We start from the raw sequence: 14,905 nt of genomic DNA, 5'->3' as shown, positions 1-14,905 counted from the left end.
CTGCAGAGCAAAGCAAAGGGCCGGCGGATCGCTCCGCCGGCCCTTCTGAAATACGAGCGGCAGCTGACTGCCGGTGCCGAGCGTTGCCCGGTTAGTTGATCGGCGTGCCTGCGCGCGGCGCCGCAGCGCTGTTGGCACGATAGACTTCGAACACGCCCCACGCGGCGGCGGCGAGATACACCAGTGCTGCCAGATTGCGCGGCAGGATCATCGCCAGCGCGATCAGAGCGACGGCCGTGGCGCAGGCCTTCACCAGCTTGTTCTCGTCGGCGAAGATCAGCTTGAAGCGATCCCAGTTGTCGACCTTCAGCGGCAGCTCCAGGGTCTGCAGGCCGAACTTCTCCCAGGCACCCTTGAAGCCGAGTTCGCGCGCCCACAGCAGGAACAGCGCGACCAGGAAGGCGACGATGGTGATGACAGCGGCGAGAGGGCCGCCCGCGTAGCCGATCACGACCACCAGGGCGACTGCAAAAGCACCGATCCAATATTGCATTGATTTACCTTTCGTCACCCGGCGCTCGCGGGTGCCCTTTCAGGTTCGCTCACGCGCGGTCGTCGCGGGTGAGGTGGAATGACAAGCCAGGCACGCGCTCGCTGTTGCGGAGGTCGTCATCCTCGACTGCGCTCACGATCACCGCCTGCGGAACATCGACGCGTGCCGATTCCCAGCTCTTTTTGAATAAGGCAAATGCGAAAACGCTGCCAGTCAGGCGAATTGCTGACAGTGATCATTGGATGAAAGTGGTTGGCGGACGTTCTGGTCAAACGAATAGGTGGCGGGGTGCGGCATCCTGACCGGTGCGCTGCAAAGCTCCCACGGCGGGGCATTCGCCTTTTGTCGGGTACTGACCGGTATTCTTACCAGCGATCAGCTTAATCACTGCGTAACGACGACTGCGAATAGTCGAGCCTGAGGGGAGAATACCCATGCTGCAGACGCTCGAAACCACGGATTTGAAAGAAGCGCGCCGATCGCGGATCGCGCAGTTCAGCGGCCGCGCCGCGACGCTGAAGGTCGGCGGCTCCTCGGTCACCGGCATCGTCCGTGCCGTCAAGGAAGACAAGACCGGCGAGACCCCGCGCTGGATCGTCACCGTGATGGCGCAGCCGGCCCGGCGCTGATCACTCGGGCAGCAATTGCGACGGCGGAACGAAGTGGTGGGCATTTTGGCCCGCCTGCGCTTTCGCCTTCGCCAGCTCGGCGCGAGCCACCACGCGCAGATGTACCTCATCCGGCCCGTCGAGAAACCGCATCGCGCGGCCCCAGGTCCATAAGTAAGACAGCGGCGTATCCGGCGTCAGGCCCATCGCCCCGAACACCTGCATGGCGCGATCGACGATCCGGGTTTGCAGCCGCGCCGCCACCAGTTTGATCGCCGAGACGTCGACCCGCGCTGCCGCATTGCCGGCGCGGTCCATGCGGTGCGCCGCGTGCATCACCAAGAGCCGCGCCTGATCAATCTCCAGCCGCGATTCGGCGATCCAGTCTTGAATATTCGCAAAGTCGGCGAGGTGCTTGCCGAACGCCTCGCGCTCGAGCGCGCGCTCCGCCATCAGTTCGAGCGCAACTTCGCATTGGCCGATGGTGCGCATGCAATGATGCACCCGGCCGGGCCCGAGCCGGTCCTGGGCCAAACGAAAGCCTTTGCCTTCCTCGCCGAGCAGATTGGCGGCTGGTACCCGGACGTTTCGAAACACCAACTCGCAATGCCCTTCCGGCGAGTGATAGTGCATCACCGGGATGTTGCGGACGATCGACAGGCCCGGCGTGTTCATCGGCACCAGCAGCATCGAGTGCCGCTCGGTCGAGGTCGCCGGCAGATCCTCGCCGGTAACGCCCATCACGATCGCCAGTTTGCAGTTCGGATGCGCGGCCCCGGTGATGAACCATTTGCGGCCGTTGATGACGTAGTCGTCGCCGTCACGGGTGATGGTGGTGCGGATGTTACGCGCGTCTGACGATGCGGCATCGGGCTCGCTCATCGCGAAGCAGGACCGGATCTCGCCGATCAGCAGCGGATCGAGCCACTCGGCGCGCTGCTCCGGCGTTGCTGCCAGATGCAGCAGCTCCATGTTGCCGGTGTCGGGCGCGTTGCAGTTGAACACTTCCGACGCCCAATGCACCCGGCCCATGATCTCGGCCAGCGGCGCATATTCGACGTTGCTGAGACGCTGGCCGGGGTCCTCATCCCGCAGGCCCGGCAGAAACAGATTCCACAGATCCTCGGAGAACGCCCGCGACTTCAGCCGTTCGATCAGCCCCAGCGGATAGTGTCCCGCGGCCGCTTCACGATGCCAGGCGACGTTGGCCGGCTCGACGTGGAAACGCATGAAGTCGAAAAGCTGCGCGCGCAGCCGTTGCACCTTGTCGCTGTGGTCGAAATCCATGCGCGGCTCTCAGGCGGGAAGGGCGGCGGAGCGGTCCGCCGAGGTCGGTGGCGCCGGCGCGCGGCGTCGCTGCGACCGCATCAATTGCGCTTCAGGCTGAGGATGTATTGCACGATCTCGGCGGCATCGCCGGGCGCAATGATGAAGTTCGGCATATTGGTGTGGTTGGAGCGCAGGAACACGTTCAGCGACAGCACGGTGGTCGAGGGCAAATTGGCGATTCGGGAGAACCCCGGTCCTTTGCCGTCGCGGGCATCGTCCGGCTCGATGGCGTGGCACTCCGCACACCACTGTGCGGCGAGCTTATGACCGGTCGAGACGCCGTCCTGCGGGGCGGCGGCATCCGCGCCGTGCAGCCGAACCGTCAGCAGCACCGCGATGATGAGAAATCCAGTGGCCGGGAGTCGGAACCAACCCTGCGACATCGTCACGATTAGTGACGGACCGTGCCGGGCGCGACGTGGAAGTCCTTGTCCAGCGCGTCGAGCGTCACCTTGTTGGCGCAGTACGCTTGGTAGTGCTCGGCGAGTGAACCGTCGGCGATGTCGTGATCGCATTCCGCCTTGTGGCGGCACAGCGCGCAGACGCGCTCGAGATCGCGCATCACCAGCGGCTGAGCACGGGCGATCGCGTCCTCGTCGATTCCGAGAACCTTGAGCAGCTGCGGCAGTTCTTCAACCTTGTGCGGACCCTGGCGGACCAGCTCGTCAAGATCCGACGCAGTGACGCCGAGGTCGTGCGCGATACGGCCGAATTCCGCAGAGTCGAATTGGCACATCTCGACGACTTCACGGCGATGCTTCAGCCAGTCGGCGAAGGTTTCAATCAGCCGGTCGACGAGCGGATAGGGGCGGCTATGGGCAGGCATTTCGCCCTCCAAGATGTCTGACGGTGACGGTACAATCGCCGAACGTCTCCCCAATCACATTGCGATAGATCAAGCAAAAGACCCCGGACATCACCGGAGGTAACGGCCGACAAGCCAGCAAAATCAGGCGTTTGTTCGCTGTGCGGAATGCGGTTCTATCGCCGCGTAGTGCCGTGCTGATCGCGCGGTTCAGCCCCGCGCGTAGCTGGTGCGGGTCAGCGGTTGACGCGCCTGTTCGAGATGGCGGCCGGGCGCACCGGGACGGCCGCTGGTAAACACCGGAACGGTCGGCGGCCGCAACTCTTCGAGGAAGACCGGCTTGGAGTAGTAATAGCCTTGCGCGTAGCGGATCCGCGTCATCGCCTGCAGGTATGCGAGTTCTTCGAAAGTCTCGATCCCTTCGGCGATCACCGTCATGCCCAGCGCGTCGCTGAGCGACTCGATCGCACGCAGGATGCCCTGGCTGCGCGGACGCTTGTGAATGTCCGTGATGAAGGAGCGGTCGATCTTGATCTCGTCGGCGGTGATGTCCGCAAGCGCCGACAGCGACGAATAGCCGATGCCGAAATCGTCGATCGAAATGCCGACCCCGATCTCCCGCAGCATCGGCAGGATCTCTTTCTGGAAGTGCGCCTTGGCGACGAAAGCGTCCTCGGTGATTTCCACCATGAACCGCTTCGGACATTCGGTTGCGGCCAGTGCCTCGCAGAACGAGCGCATGAAGTCCGGCGAGCCGGCTTGCTTGGCGGCGACGTTGACGCTGATGCTGGCGTGCTCGCCGAAGGTGGCGTTGATCAGGTCGATCGACTTCATGATCTCGGCAAGCACCAGATGGGTCAGCTCGTCGATCAAGCCGAGTTCGACCGCGAGATCGACGAAGGTGCCCGGCGCCTGGATCACGCCGTTGTCGTCGCGCAGCCGCACCAGCGCTTCGATGCCTTTGATCTCGTTGGTGCGGATATCGACTTTGGGCTGGAAAGCGCAGCAGAAACGCCTGTCGAGAATGGCCTGGCGCAGCGATTGCTCCACCGCCATCCGCTCCAGCGCCTCTCGCTCCATCGCGATGTTGAAGATCGCAGAGGCGCCCTTGGCGTCGCTCTTGACCCGGTACATCGCGATGTCTGCGTTCTGCCGCAGCGCCTCGTAGTTGCGGCCGTGCTCTGGATATAGGCTGATGCCGATCGAGGCCGACGCGAACACTTCGGTGCCGTCGATATAGAACGGCGCCTTCAGCCGCTGCAGCAGGAATTCGATGTGACCGGCGACTTCGGCCTCGCTGGTGATCGGATCGAGCAGCAGCAGGAATTCGTCGCCGCTGATCCGCGACAACACGTCGGTGTCGCGCAGCTCCAGCGAAAGCCGCTTGGCGATCCCGACCAGCAACGCGTCGCCCACCGCATGGCCGTAGTAATCGTTGATGTGCTTGAAATTGTCGACGTCGAGAAACGCCAGCGCGAAATGGTGCTGCCGGTGATCTTCCAGCAGCGCGGTGACGTGGCGCTCGATCACGGCGCGGTTGGGCAGGCCGGTGAGTTCGTCGTAATAGGCGCGGCGGAACAGCTCGTCCTCGATCACCTTCTGGTCGGTGACATCGAGCGAACTCGACAGCAGCAGTTTGCGTCCGTCGATGTCCACCGGCTTGTGCGCAGTGAGCAGCGCGCGGGCTGCGCCGCCGAAGGCGATGCGTTCTTCGCGCGTGCCGGACTGGCCCTGGGCCAACAGCGCGGCGCCGTCGCTGCGGCGCCGATCGAGTTGCGGGTTGTTTGCGGTGTCGGTCGATGCAGGCGGAAGCCGATATTGTGCGGCGGCGGCGTCGTTGATGAAGACAAACCGGCCGTGCTCGTCCTGCACCGTCACGGCCGAAGGCAGCGCGCGGACGATTTCCTTGAACAGCCGCAGCTCCCCGGCGGCGGCAGCCGCGATGCCCGCCGCGTCCGCGGAAAGCGCCTCATCGCTCTCGGCGACGTCGGTCGTCGCGGTCGAGGGAAAGGATGGTGCGGCGCTCGTCATGCGCGCGAAGGATGGCGAAGGCCGCTGTAATAATGGTTAAGTGCAACCCTGAATGCCGGCGCAATCCCGCATCCGCAGTGGATTTGAATTGCAGTCGAGTATTTGTCATTAACAGAGTATCAACACCTACAACGAAAGACGCGGCAGCAACGGTTGCCCGATCAGGGAGAGACAGCGATGGGACGGCTCGACGGTAAGGTTGCGGTGATCACCGGTGCGACCAGCGGCATCGGTTGGCGCACCGCGGAGGTATTCGTGACCGAAGGCGCCCGGATCGTCGTCGCCGGCCGCCGCACGGCCGAGGGCGAGGCGCTGGCGGCGCAGCTCGGCTCGTCCTGCGTGTTCAAGCAGACCGACGTCACCGAAGAGGCTCAGGTGAAGGCCCTGATCGGCATCGCGCTCGACAAGTTCGGCCGGCTCGACTGCCTGTTCAACAATGCCGGCGGTCCGGCGCAGACCGGCGGCATCGAAGGCCTCGAGGTCGATCGCTTTGACGCTGCGATGGCGACGCTGGTGCGCAGCGTGATGCTCGGCATGAAGCACGCCGCCCCGGCGATGAAGAAGCAGGGCGCCGGATCGATCATCAACAACGGCAGCATCGCCGGCCGGCTCGCCGGGTTCTCGTCGTCGCTGGTGTACGGCGCCGCCAAGGCGGCGGTGAATCACCTGACCAAATGCGTCGCGATGGAGCTCGGCGAATCCGGCATCCGCGTCAATTCGATCTCGCCCGGCGCGATCGCGACCGGCATCTTCGGCAAGGCGCTCGGGTTGACGACCGATGCGGCCGAAAAGACCGCCGCGACGATGCGCGAGATCTACAAGACCGCGCAGCCGATCCAGCGCGCCGGCATTCCGGACGATATCGCCCAGGCCGCGGTGTTTCTCGCCAGCGACGAGTCGACCTTCATCAATGGGCACGATCTCGTCGTCGACGGCGGCATCACCGGCGGCCGCAACTGGACCGCGCAGCAGCAAGGCTACGTCGCGCTACGCAAGGCGTTCGATCACGGCGAGGGGTGAACAACACGCTCGCCGTCATTGCGAGGAGCGAAGCGACGAAGCAATCCATAGCCAAGTGCATTGAACTCTGGATTGCTTCGCTGCCCTCGCAATGACGAGAGAAGCTGTTCTGCGAGCTAATTCAGGGGCGCGACATTGACCCGAAGCCCGTCCTTCGGCTTCGGGATCGGCCACATCTGCCAGGCGGTGTGGTAGTTCGGCGGCAGCGACAAGTCGACGTTCTGCAGCAGGTGGACGGCGAAGCACTTCGCCTGCATGTAGGCGAAGTTGAGCCCCAGGCACATATGCGCGCCGCCGCCATAGGGAATCCAGGCGAAGCGGTGGCGGCCGCGCGAGGCTTCGTCGGTGAAGCGCAGCGGGTCGAACTTGTCGGGGGTCGGCCAAATCTCCGGCATGTGGTGGGTGTATAGCGGATTGACCGCCACCATGGTGCCGGCCGGAATTGTGTAGCCCTTGAAGCTGAAGGCACGTGTTGCCCGGCGCGGCAGCGACGGCACCGGCGGCCGCAGCCGCATCGCTTCCTTGAAGGCCATTTCGGTGAGGGGCAGTGCGTCGAGCTGTTCGAAACTGATCGGCTCGCCCGGCTTCAGGCCGAGGCCTGCGATTTCCTCGCGCAGCTTCTGCTGCCATTCTGGATGTGCCGCGAGTGCGGCAACGAACGAGGTCAGTGACGACGTCAGCGTGTCGTGCGCCGCCATCATCAGGAAGCTCATGTGGTCGATGATCGCCTGGTTCGACAGCAGCGCGCCGTCGTCGTGGGTGGCGCGGCAGAGCTGCGCGAACAGGTCGTCACCGCCCTTGGCGCGACGGATCGGAATCTGTTCGGCGAAGTAAGCGACGATGCGCTGGCGGCCCTTGACGCCGCGGGCCATCGCGGTGCCCGGCCACGGCTTGCGGATCGGCGCTACCGAGGCTGCGACCATGTCGATGAAGGCGCGGTTGACCTCTTCGGTCTCGGCGCCGATCGCGGTGCCGAGGAACGAGGTCGCGGCGAGATCGAGCGTGAGCTGCTTCATCGCCGGGTAGCACAGCATCTCGCCGGGCCGAGCGCGCCACTCGGCGACGCGGCGGGCGATGCCGGCGTTGAGCTCGGCCAGATAAGACTGCATCGGCCCGGCCTTGAACGCCACCGACAGGGTGCGCCGATGCAGCCGGTGCTCGTCGAAATCGAGCATCATCAGGCCGCGCGGAAACAGCCGCCCGAGGATCGGGCCCCAGCCATGGGTCGAGGAAAACAGCTTGGTGTTATCGAACAGCACCAGCTCGTTGGCTTCCGGCCCGAGCAGGGTGATCGAGGTCTCGCCGAGAACGCGGCTGCGATAGACCGGACCATGGGTCCTGGCCATCTTCTCGACCTCGCCTTTCGGATCGGCGAGCACCGCGAGCGTCCGGCCGATGATCGGCCAGCCTTCGTCACCGGGAATGTGGGCGAGCGCACTGGGCTTCGGCGGCACTGGCCGAGCGACGAGTGACGAATCCGCGACTTGGATCGACATGGGGCCTCCCTAGGCGGTTGTATCGGCCATGCGGAGGTGTGCCTCCGTTCTGTGGCGCGTTCCAGTTGAAAATAGGAGGCGTCCGCTCGGCTTGGCAAGGCCAAACCGAAGCGGCGAGGATTATGACGCAGCGGCCAGCGGCTGCCGGAGCGGCTGTTCGGGCGGGCTGAAGATCGTCATCGGCACGGTGACGCCGCGCAAGGGGTAGTCGCCGAGCGGCTCCAGTGGTGCGTCGATATGGGTCGCGGCCGCCGCCGTCACCAGGATACTGCGGCCGATACTCTTCTGCAGCGCCTCGACCCGGCTGGCTTCGTTCACTGCCGGTCCGATCACGGTGAAGTCGAGGCGCTCGGCGGCGCCGATATTGCCGAAGAACACTTCGCCTTCGTGCAGCGCGATGCCGGCGCGGAGCGGCCGCCAGCCTTCGCAATTCACGCCCGCCGGATCGATCAGGTTGAGCCGCGCCAGCCCGGCTTGCGCTTCGATCGCGGCAGTCAGCGCCGCGTTACCGGCGACGCGCGAATCTTCGCCGAGCGGAAACACCGCCAGCAGCCCGTCGCCGATGAACTTCAGCACATCGCCGCCGTTGCGCAGCACCGCGTCCGCGAACACCTCGAAGTACGCATTCAGCAGTGCGATCATGTCGTTGCCGCACAGCCGGTCGGACAGGTCGGTGAAGCCGCGCAGGTCCGACATCCAGATGATGGCGCGGATCGGCTCGCCGGCGCCGCGCTTGATGTCGCCGCTCAGCACCTTGGCGCCGGCTACCGGGCCGAGATAGGCACCGAGCGCATTGATGGCGATCCGGGTGGCGACGTGGCGGCCGACATGCAGGCCGAACAGCGTCAGCAGCCGCTGAAACGTCGCCAAGTGTTCGTCGGTGAAGCCGCCGGGCTGCGTGGTTGCCAGCGTAATGGCGTGGCGGAAACGGTCGCCGCCCATCGGCAACCCCAAGTACTCGGTGTATCCGCCGGCCGCGAGGTCGCGCATAATCGGAAATTCCGCCTGCGCGGCGGCATCCTGCGGATTGCGCCGGATCGCCTTGCCGCCCTGGAACAGGCTGTGCAGCGGATTGAGGCGGAAAGCGTCGGTGTCGGCGGTCGATTGGTTGACCTGGACTTCGTCGCACAGCCCATCGGAGGCCCGCCAGTTCCAGGCGAAGCCGAGCAACTGCGGATGCAGCGTGCGGATGTGCAGCGTGGCGCGATGCACCGGCAGCCCGACCGCGGTCATCCGCCACATCAGCGATTCGAACGTCAGCAGCATTTCCGGCTCGGCCGCGGCGTCGTGCAGCAGCCAGTTTTCCAGTTCGGCCAGAGTGATGCTGGCGGGCAGGCAGGCGGGGCCGCGCTGGCTGCGGCGGATGATGCTGACGCCGGCGGGATAGACGCGCATCGCGTCGGGTGGTGCGATCGGATCGGTCACACAGGAACTTTCGTTGAGGATTGCGGGCAGCGAGCCGCGACGGCCTGCCGCACAAAGCGATCTTGCCCCGGCTGGCGGAATTCCCCATCTCACGGATGCGTTATCCAGGCTCCTTGCAGGAGCGGAGACGCAGGAGGAGGACCATGAGTTACTTCAAGACCGCTCTCTTGCTGGCCGGCCTGACCGCGCTGTTCATGGGGGTCGGCTATCTGATCGGCGGCGCCAATGGCGCGCTGATCGCGCTGCTCGTTGCCGCGGCGATGAACATCTTCACCTACTGGAATTCCGACCGGATGGTGCTGTCGATGTACGGCGCTCAGGAGGTGGACGAGCGCTCGGCGCCGGATCTCTACCGGATGGTGGCGGAACTGGCCGGCCGCGCCTCGCTGCCGATGCCGCGGGTGTTCATCATGGACAACCCGCAGCCGAACGCGTTCGCCACCGGCCGCAATCCGGAGAACGCCGCCGTCGCCGTCACCACCGGCTTGATGAACCAGCTCAGCCGCGAGGAACTCGCCGGCGTGGTGGCGCACGAGCTGGCGCACATCAAGAACCACGACACGCTGCTGATGACCATCACGGCGACGATCGCCGGTGCGATTTCGATGGTGGCGCAGTTCGGCATGTTCTTCGGCGGCAACCGCGAGAACAACAACGGCCCGGGCCTGATCGGCTCGTTGGCGTTGATGATCCTCGCGCCGCTCTGCGCCATGCTGGTGCAGATGGCGATCAGCCGAACCCGCGAATACGCCGCCGACGAGATGGGCGCGCGGATCTGCGGCCAGCCGATGTGGCTCGCCTCGGCGCTCGGCCGGATCGAAGCCGCGGCCCACCAGGTGCCGAACTACGATGCCGAACGCTCGCCGGCGACCGCGCATATGTTCATCATCAACCCGCTGTCGGGACAGGGCATGGACAATCTGTTCGCCACCCATCCGTCGACCGACAACCGGATTGCGGCGCTGCAGCGGCTCGCCGTCGAGATCGGCGGCAGTCCGTCTCGCCCGGCATCGGCGTTCTCGCGCAGCACCGGCGCAGCTCCCTGGAGCGGCACCCCGCGCGGCAGCGGCCGCAGCCCGTGGAGCGGCCAGCCGCGTGGCCGAGGTCCGTGGGGTTAGTGAAAGCCCAGTGATAAATGCTTCAAAGGCCCCGTTCGCCGGGGCCTTTTTTGCTTATCGGTGACCTACATCTGTCATTGCGAGGAGCGCAGCGACGAAGCAATCCATAAACTCCGTACGCAGGACTCCTGGATTGCTTCGCTGCGTTCGCAATGATGCGGAGAGGCTTTTGCTGAACGGCAGCTGTTTACCTGGCTGGTAATCGACCCGATGATGCCGGGCTGCGACCGTGGGACAGCTCAAGCCTTGCCGGGATCCGTCGCCATGCACCAGACCGTTGCCGCAACCGATAACTCGCGCCGATGGCAGGTGCTGGCGATCGTGGTCGCTGCGCAGTTCATGTTCGGGGTCGATGCCTTTATCGTCAACGTCGCGCTGCCGACGATCTCGACCGAACTCGGCGCCTCGTCGTCGCAGCTCGAGGCGGTGATCGCGATCTACCTGATCGGCTATGCGACGCTGATCGTCACCGGCGGCCGGCTCGGCGATATCTTCGGCACCAAGACGGTGTTCCTGCTCGGCGTCGCTGGCTTCACGTTCACTTCGCTGTGGTGCGGGCTGGCGCGCTCCGGTCCCGAACTGATCCTGGCGCGGCTGGCGCAGGGCACCACGGCGGCCTTCATGGTTCCGCAGGTGCTGGCGACGCTGCACGTGCTGTTTCCGGATGCCGCGCGCGCCAAGGCGTTTGCGATTTACGGCACCGTGCTGGGGCTTGCCGGCGCCACCGGCTTTGCGCTCGGCGGCCTGTTGGTGACGCTCGATCTCGGCGGCTTTGGCTGGCGTTCGATCTTCTACGTCAATGGTCCGGTTGGGCTGATCATCATCGCGGCCGCCGCCAGGGTGATGCCGCAGACGCCGCGCCGGCCGGGCACGCGGCTCGATCTCGGCGGCGCCGTGATCCTGTTTGCCGGCCTTGTCTGCGTGATCGGCCCGTTGCTGTTCGGCCGCGATGTCGGCTGGGCCGGCTGGGTCTGGGCCGTGATGGCCGGCGGCGGCGCGATGCTGGCGCTGTTCCTGCGCTACGAGCGCCGCGTCGCTGCGCATGGCGGCATGCCAGTGGTCGACCTAACGCTGCTCGGCGATCGCGCTTTCGTCCGCGGCCTCGGCGCGGTGTTCTGCTTCTTCTTCGCCAACCAGTCGTTCTATTTGGTGATGACGCTATACATGCAGCTCGAGCTGAACGTGCCGCCGCTGCAGGCGGGCTTGGTGTTCCTGCCGCTGGCGTTGGCCTTCGTGATCGCGTCGCGGCACTCCGGCGCGCGGGCCCGGCGCCGCGGCACGCTGGTGCTGATCGAAGGCTGCCTGCTGCAGGTCGCAGGTCTTGGCCTGATCGCCGCCACGGTGATGGTGATCGCATCCCCGACGCCGTTTGTGTTGGCGCTTGCGTTGTTGGTCGCCGGCTACGGCCAGGGCCTGGTGATGGCGCCGCTGTCGGGCGCTGTGCTGTCGAGCGTGCAGGCGACCAGCGCCGGCTCCGGCTCGGGCCTCTACGGCACTACGACGCAGATCGCCAGCGCGGCCGGCGTCGCGGCGCTCGGCTCGGTGTACTTCACGCTGGCGCAAAACGGCTCTGGCCGCCTTGCCCTGCTCGGCGCGTTGGCGCTGCTCGGGCTCGCGATCGCCGGCTGCATCGGGCTGCTGCGCTGGATGCGCCGCGCCGTGGCGGTGGCGGCTTAGGCCGGCACGTTCTCGGCGAGGCAAGCTACTGCGGCATCGACGCCGCCGCGGCTATGCGGGATGCCGAGCGCGGTCAGTGCCATCTCGATCACGCCAAGCGTGCCGAGCACCATCGGGGCGTTGACGTGGCCCATATGGGCGATGCGGAACGCCTTGTTCTGCAATTCGCCGATGCCGACGCCGAGCACCACGCCGCATTTGTCCTTGCAGTAGTGATGCAGTGCCGCGATGTCGTGACCCTCGGCGGCCCGTACGGTAGTGACCGTGTCGGCGCGTTCGTTCGGGTGCTCGATGTTGAAGCCGAGCACGTTGCCTTCGGACCAGACGTCCACGGCCCGGCGCACCGCGCCGGCGAGCAGATGGTGACGCCGGAAGGTGTTGTCGAGCCCTTCGGCAAACAGGATGTCGAGCGCCTTGCGCAGCGCGAACAACAGATGCACCGGGGCCGTGCCGGCGTATTTCTGGTAGTGCTCGGGCCCGTCGCGCTCGGTCCAGTCCCAATATGGCGTGCGCAGGCCGGCGCGCTGGTGCACGGCGCGCGCGCGGTCTCCGACCGCGACGAACGAGAGGCCGGGCGGCGACATCAGCCCCTTCTGCGACGCTGACATCGTGACGTCGATGCCCCAGGCATCCATCTCGAACGGCATGCAGCCGAGCGACGCCACCGCATCGACCATGAACAGCGCCGGGTGACCGGCGGCCTTGATGGCGCGGCCGATCGCTTCGAGATCGTTACGGGCGCTGGAGGCGGTGTCGACCTGCACCACCACGATCGCTTTGATCGCATGTCCGGTGTCGCGGCGCAGCCGCGCTTCCACCTCGTCGGGACGAACCGCGCGGCGCCAGTCGCCTCGCAGCACTTCGACGTCGCAGCCCATCGCGCGGGCCGCGTTGCCCCAGCCGACCGCAAATCGTCCGCTTTCCAGCACCAGCACCTTGTCGCCGCGCGATAGCACGTTGCTGATCACCGCCTCCCAGGCGCCGTGGCCGTTGGCGATGTAGATGTAGGACTTGCCCTTGGTGGCAAACAGCCGGCTGAGATCAGCGAGAAGCCCCTCGCTCAGCGCCACCATCTCCTTCGAGTAGATGTCGAGCGCCGGGCGATGCATCGCCTGCAGCACTTCGTCGGGCATGGTGGTAGGTCCGGGAATCGCCAAAAATTCCCGTCCGGCGCTGACGGCCATGATGCTTGTCCCTGTGGTGAGAGATGCCGCGACCATGCCGGCTCGCTGCATCGATTTCAAGGCGCGCTGGCGCCGGGCTCGATTGCGTTGGTGACGGTGCGGAAGATCTGATCTTTGATCTCAGTCGCGAGCGGGCTCGGCAGAATCTCGGCCGGGCTGTTGCGCTTCTTGCAGCCTTCGGTCAGCCGAAGGATCCAGACCTCTCCGTCGGTGTAGTAGAGATCGCCTTCGCCGTTGCGGCCGGCGATGGTCGGGCCGACGCCGGTGATCTGATATTTCGCATCGACCATCGCTGCGGCTTCGAGATCAGCGGCGAATTGGTCGCGCTCGGCGTCGATGTCGGGTGCGATGTGATGCGTCACCGCGCCGGTGTAATGGCTGACGCCGACGCCGCGGTCGAAGGTGGCGCTGCCGAGCCAGACCGGGCGACCTTCCTGGCCGCTGTCGAGCACCTTCCACAGCCGCACATGATCGCGCCGGTCGGCGCTGCGCCCGTCGGGCTTTTCGAACGCCAGATCCTCGCGGCGGTCGAGGTAGTACAGGCTCGACACCGGCGCGTCCGGATAGGGACGGTCGAGCAGTACGCTGCCGGCGATCGCGATCGACGAGCGCAGCGTGATCGGATCGGCCGGGTGCCAGTTCGCCGCGAGGATTGCGCAGACGACCTCGTGCTGATCGCCGATCAGCCCGACGTTGATCGGGTCGCCGGGAATGCCCTGCGCGGTGCGGGTCACCATCGGCATGTCGGCGAGTTTGCTCTGGTGTTCGTAGTGGGTCCAGAACATCGGCAGCGCCAGATATGCGAGGATCGCGTAGCAGCCGATCAGCACCACCGAAAGCTGCCATGCCCGCCGTAGCCGGCGTTTGCGCGGCCGCTGCGGGCGCGAAGGATCATGTGTTGTATGGTTCACGGTCCGCCCCCGCAGCCCGGTCTGTTGCGGCTGCTAGCGCCGCGTCTCGCGGCAGCCGGCGGCCTCGGCTTCTTCCACCGAGCAGAACCAGCGGGTGCCCTTGCTGATCTTCATCCGGATCTGGGCGTACCAGCGGCTGGTCGGCTTGTGGTAGATGCATTCGCCGGATTTGTTGACGTTGCCCTTGATGGTGCATTCCGGTGACGGTGCGACCGGACCGGACGCCGAGGCGAGCAGGATTCGCCGGGCATCCTTTGGCGGCTTGGTGGCGCCGAGGATCTGCGTCTTGTTGTTGCGAACGCGCCAGTCCCAAGGCGCGATGAACGAGCCCTGCCACAGCCCGAGCTTGGCCTCGCGGGCGGCTTTTTCTTCGGCCTCGTAGGCGTGGGAGTACTGCACGTAAGCCAGCGCCCAGCCGTTCTTCACCATCCATTGTCCGAGATCTTCGCCGTCGACCTCGCATTTCGCGATCGAGCGGCCGCCTTTGTCGACGCGCAGGACGTGACAGGTCCAGCTCTTGCCGGCGGTATGCTGGGCCAGCGCGTCACGCGCGGCGATGCCGCAGGTCCAGCGGTCGCCCTTCGGGTTGAGACAGAGCTGATCCACCGCCGGTGCGTCGATGCCGGCGAGACGGATGCGGGTCTTCCCGATCAGCGCATGGTCGCCGTCGCGGATCTTTGGCACGCCGCTGACGTCGGCCGCCTCGGCCGTTACCGGCAGCAGCAGGAGCAAAAGCGGCAACAGCCATGTGTTCAGCTTGAGCATGCGTCGACCTTCCCGGCAGGCACCCGTCCGGCAAACAGGTTCG

General features: G+C 65.8%; 14 protein-coding genes. 4 read left to right on the top strand and 10 right to left on the bottom strand.

From position 1 onward, the window contains the following. Positions 1-91 precede the first annotated feature (91 nt). On the bottom strand, positions 92-493 hold the full coding sequence (locus tag DY467_RS02655) for a hypothetical protein (protein ID WP_011156345.1): 402 nt from the start codon (positions 491-493) through the stop codon (positions 92-94). Between the two features lie 434 nt (positions 494-927). Between DY467_RS02655 and DY467_RS02650 the strand changes: the two genes are divergently transcribed. Then, entirely contained in the window at positions 928-1,122 is a 195-nt protein-coding gene (locus tag DY467_RS02650) for a hypothetical protein (protein WP_011156346.1), read from the top strand. On the opposite strand, the gene DY467_RS02645 is transcribed toward DY467_RS02650, so the two are convergent. From DY467_RS02645 to DY467_RS02630, 4 genes are all read right to left on the bottom strand, one after another. Further along, complete coding sequence (locus tag DY467_RS02645; RefSeq protein ID WP_164633919.1) at positions 1,123-2,388, bottom strand: acyl-CoA dehydrogenase family protein; 1,266 nt, start codon at positions 2,386-2,388, stop codon at positions 1,123-1,125. It lies immediately after the preceding gene. Positions 2,389-2,468: 80 nt separating this feature from the next. Further along, positions 2,469-2,813, bottom strand: a complete 345-nt coding sequence (locus DY467_RS02640) for a c-type cytochrome (RefSeq protein WP_164633918.1) — start codon at positions 2,811-2,813, stop codon at positions 2,469-2,471. Positions 2,814-2,821: 8 nt separating this feature from the next. Beyond that, positions 2,822-3,256, bottom strand: coding sequence for a hypothetical protein (locus tag DY467_RS02635; RefSeq protein ID WP_107342962.1), 435 nt, complete (start codon positions 3,254-3,256; stop codon positions 2,822-2,824). 189 nt (positions 3,257-3,445) lie between these two features. Beyond that, on the bottom strand, positions 3,446-5,266 hold the full coding sequence (locus tag DY467_RS02630; RefSeq protein ID WP_164633917.1) for a putative bifunctional diguanylate cyclase/phosphodiesterase: 1,821 nt from the start codon (positions 5,264-5,266) through the stop codon (positions 3,446-3,448). A gap of 177 nt (positions 5,267-5,443) precedes the next feature. Between DY467_RS02630 and DY467_RS02625 the strand changes: the two genes are divergently transcribed. After that, positions 5,444-6,286 (top strand): SDR family NAD(P)-dependent oxidoreductase, encoded by an 843-nt coding sequence (locus DY467_RS02625; RefSeq protein ID WP_164633916.1) that lies wholly within the window; start codon positions 5,444-5,446, stop codon positions 6,284-6,286. Between the two features lie 116 nt (positions 6,287-6,402). Here the strand turns inward: DY467_RS02625 and DY467_RS02620 are convergent, their stop codons facing one another. Together DY467_RS02620 and DY467_RS26770 are read right to left on the bottom strand one after the other, a co-directional pair. Then, positions 6,403-7,782, bottom strand: coding sequence for a cytochrome P450 (locus DY467_RS02620; RefSeq protein ID WP_164633915.1), 1,380 nt, complete (start codon positions 7,780-7,782; stop codon positions 6,403-6,405). A 120-nt stretch (positions 7,783-7,902) separates the two neighbouring features. After that, the gene (locus DY467_RS26770) at positions 7,903-9,207 is read right to left on the bottom strand and encodes an adenylate/guanylate cyclase domain-containing protein (protein ID WP_349627602.1); all 1,305 of its coding nucleotides are present in this window, start codon (positions 9,205-9,207) and stop codon (positions 7,903-7,905) included. Positions 9,208-9,350: 143 nt separating this feature from the next. Between DY467_RS26770 and htpX the strand changes: the two genes are divergently transcribed. Beyond that, complete coding sequence (htpX, locus tag DY467_RS02610) at positions 9,351-10,325, top strand: zinc metalloprotease HtpX (RefSeq protein WP_164633914.1); 975 nt, start codon at positions 9,351-9,353, stop codon at positions 10,323-10,325. 264 nt (positions 10,326-10,589) lie between these two features. Beyond that, positions 10,590-12,002, top strand: a complete 1,413-nt coding sequence (locus DY467_RS02605) for an MFS transporter (RefSeq protein ID WP_164633913.1) — start codon at positions 10,590-10,592, stop codon at positions 12,000-12,002. On the opposite strand, the gene DY467_RS02600 is transcribed toward DY467_RS02605, so the two are convergent. Genes DY467_RS02600 through DY467_RS02590 form a run of 3 tightly spaced genes read right to left on the bottom strand, consistent with a single transcriptional unit; the run spans position 11,999 to position 14,862 of the window. Then, positions 11,999-13,186: a pyridoxal-phosphate-dependent aminotransferase family protein gene (locus tag DY467_RS02600; protein ID WP_164633912.1), complete on the bottom strand. Its 1,188-nt coding sequence runs from the start codon at positions 13,184-13,186 to the stop codon at positions 11,999-12,001. The genes DY467_RS02605 and DY467_RS02600 overlap by 4 nt on opposite strands. Before the next feature lie 56 nt (positions 13,187-13,242). Beyond that, positions 13,243-14,097 carry an LssY C-terminal domain-containing protein gene (locus DY467_RS02595; protein WP_164633911.1) on the bottom strand — a complete coding sequence of 285 codons (855 nt, stop codon included), beginning with the start codon at positions 14,095-14,097 and terminating at the stop codon, positions 13,243-13,245. A gap of 33 nt (positions 14,098-14,130) precedes the next feature. Then, entirely contained in the window at positions 14,131-14,862 is a 732-nt protein-coding gene (locus DY467_RS02590) for a thermonuclease family protein (protein ID WP_164633910.1), read from the bottom strand. Between the last annotated feature and the right edge of the window lie 43 nt (positions 14,863-14,905).

The sequence above is a fragment of the Rhodopseudomonas sp. BR0G17 genome, from assembly GCF_010907025.1.
GTDB lineage: Bacteria > Pseudomonadota > Alphaproteobacteria > Rhizobiales > Xanthobacteraceae > Rhodopseudomonas > Rhodopseudomonas palustris_H.
The sequence above is the reverse complement of the archived record's forward strand: the minus strand, read 5'-3'. Positions and strand labels throughout refer to the sequence as shown.

Excerpts from the sequence above, each read along its gene's own strand:
- DY467_RS02655 (WP_011156345.1), bottom strand. The coding sequence starts at position 493 with ATGCAATATTGGATCGGTGCTTTTGCAGTCGCCCTGGTGGTCGTGATC.
- DY467_RS02650 (WP_011156346.1), top strand. The coding sequence starts at position 928 with ATGCTGCAGACGCTCGAAACCACGGATTTGAAAGAAGCGCGCCGATCG.
- DY467_RS02645 (WP_164633919.1), bottom strand. The coding sequence starts at position 2,388 with ATGGATTTCGACCACAGCGACAAGGTGCAACGGCTGCGCGCGCAGCTT.
- DY467_RS02640 (WP_164633918.1), bottom strand. The coding sequence starts at position 2,813 with ATGTCGCAGGGTTGGTTCCGACTCCCGGCCACTGGATTTCTCATCATC.
- DY467_RS02635 (WP_107342962.1), bottom strand. The coding sequence starts at position 3,256 with ATGCCTGCCCATAGCCGCCCCTATCCGCTCGTCGACCGGCTGATTGAA.
- DY467_RS02630 (WP_164633917.1), bottom strand. The coding sequence starts at position 5,266 with ATGACGAGCGCCGCACCATCCTTTCCCTCGACCGCGACGACCGACGTC.
- DY467_RS02625 (WP_164633916.1), top strand. The coding sequence starts at position 5,444 with ATGGGACGGCTCGACGGTAAGGTTGCGGTGATCACCGGTGCGACCAGC.
- DY467_RS02620 (WP_164633915.1), bottom strand. The coding sequence starts at position 7,782 with ATGTCGATCCAAGTCGCGGATTCGTCACTCGTCGCTCGGCCAGTGCCG.
- htpX (WP_164633914.1), top strand. The coding sequence starts at position 9,351 with ATGAGTTACTTCAAGACCGCTCTCTTGCTGGCCGGCCTGACCGCGCTG.
- DY467_RS02605 (WP_164633913.1), top strand. The coding sequence starts at position 10,590 with ATGCACCAGACCGTTGCCGCAACCGATAACTCGCGCCGATGGCAGGTG.
- DY467_RS02600 (WP_164633912.1), bottom strand. The coding sequence starts at position 13,186 with ATGGCCGTCAGCGCCGGACGGGAATTTTTGGCGATTCCCGGACCTACC.
- DY467_RS02590 (WP_164633910.1), bottom strand. The coding sequence starts at position 14,862 with ATGCTCAAGCTGAACACATGGCTGTTGCCGCTTTTGCTCCTGCTGCTG.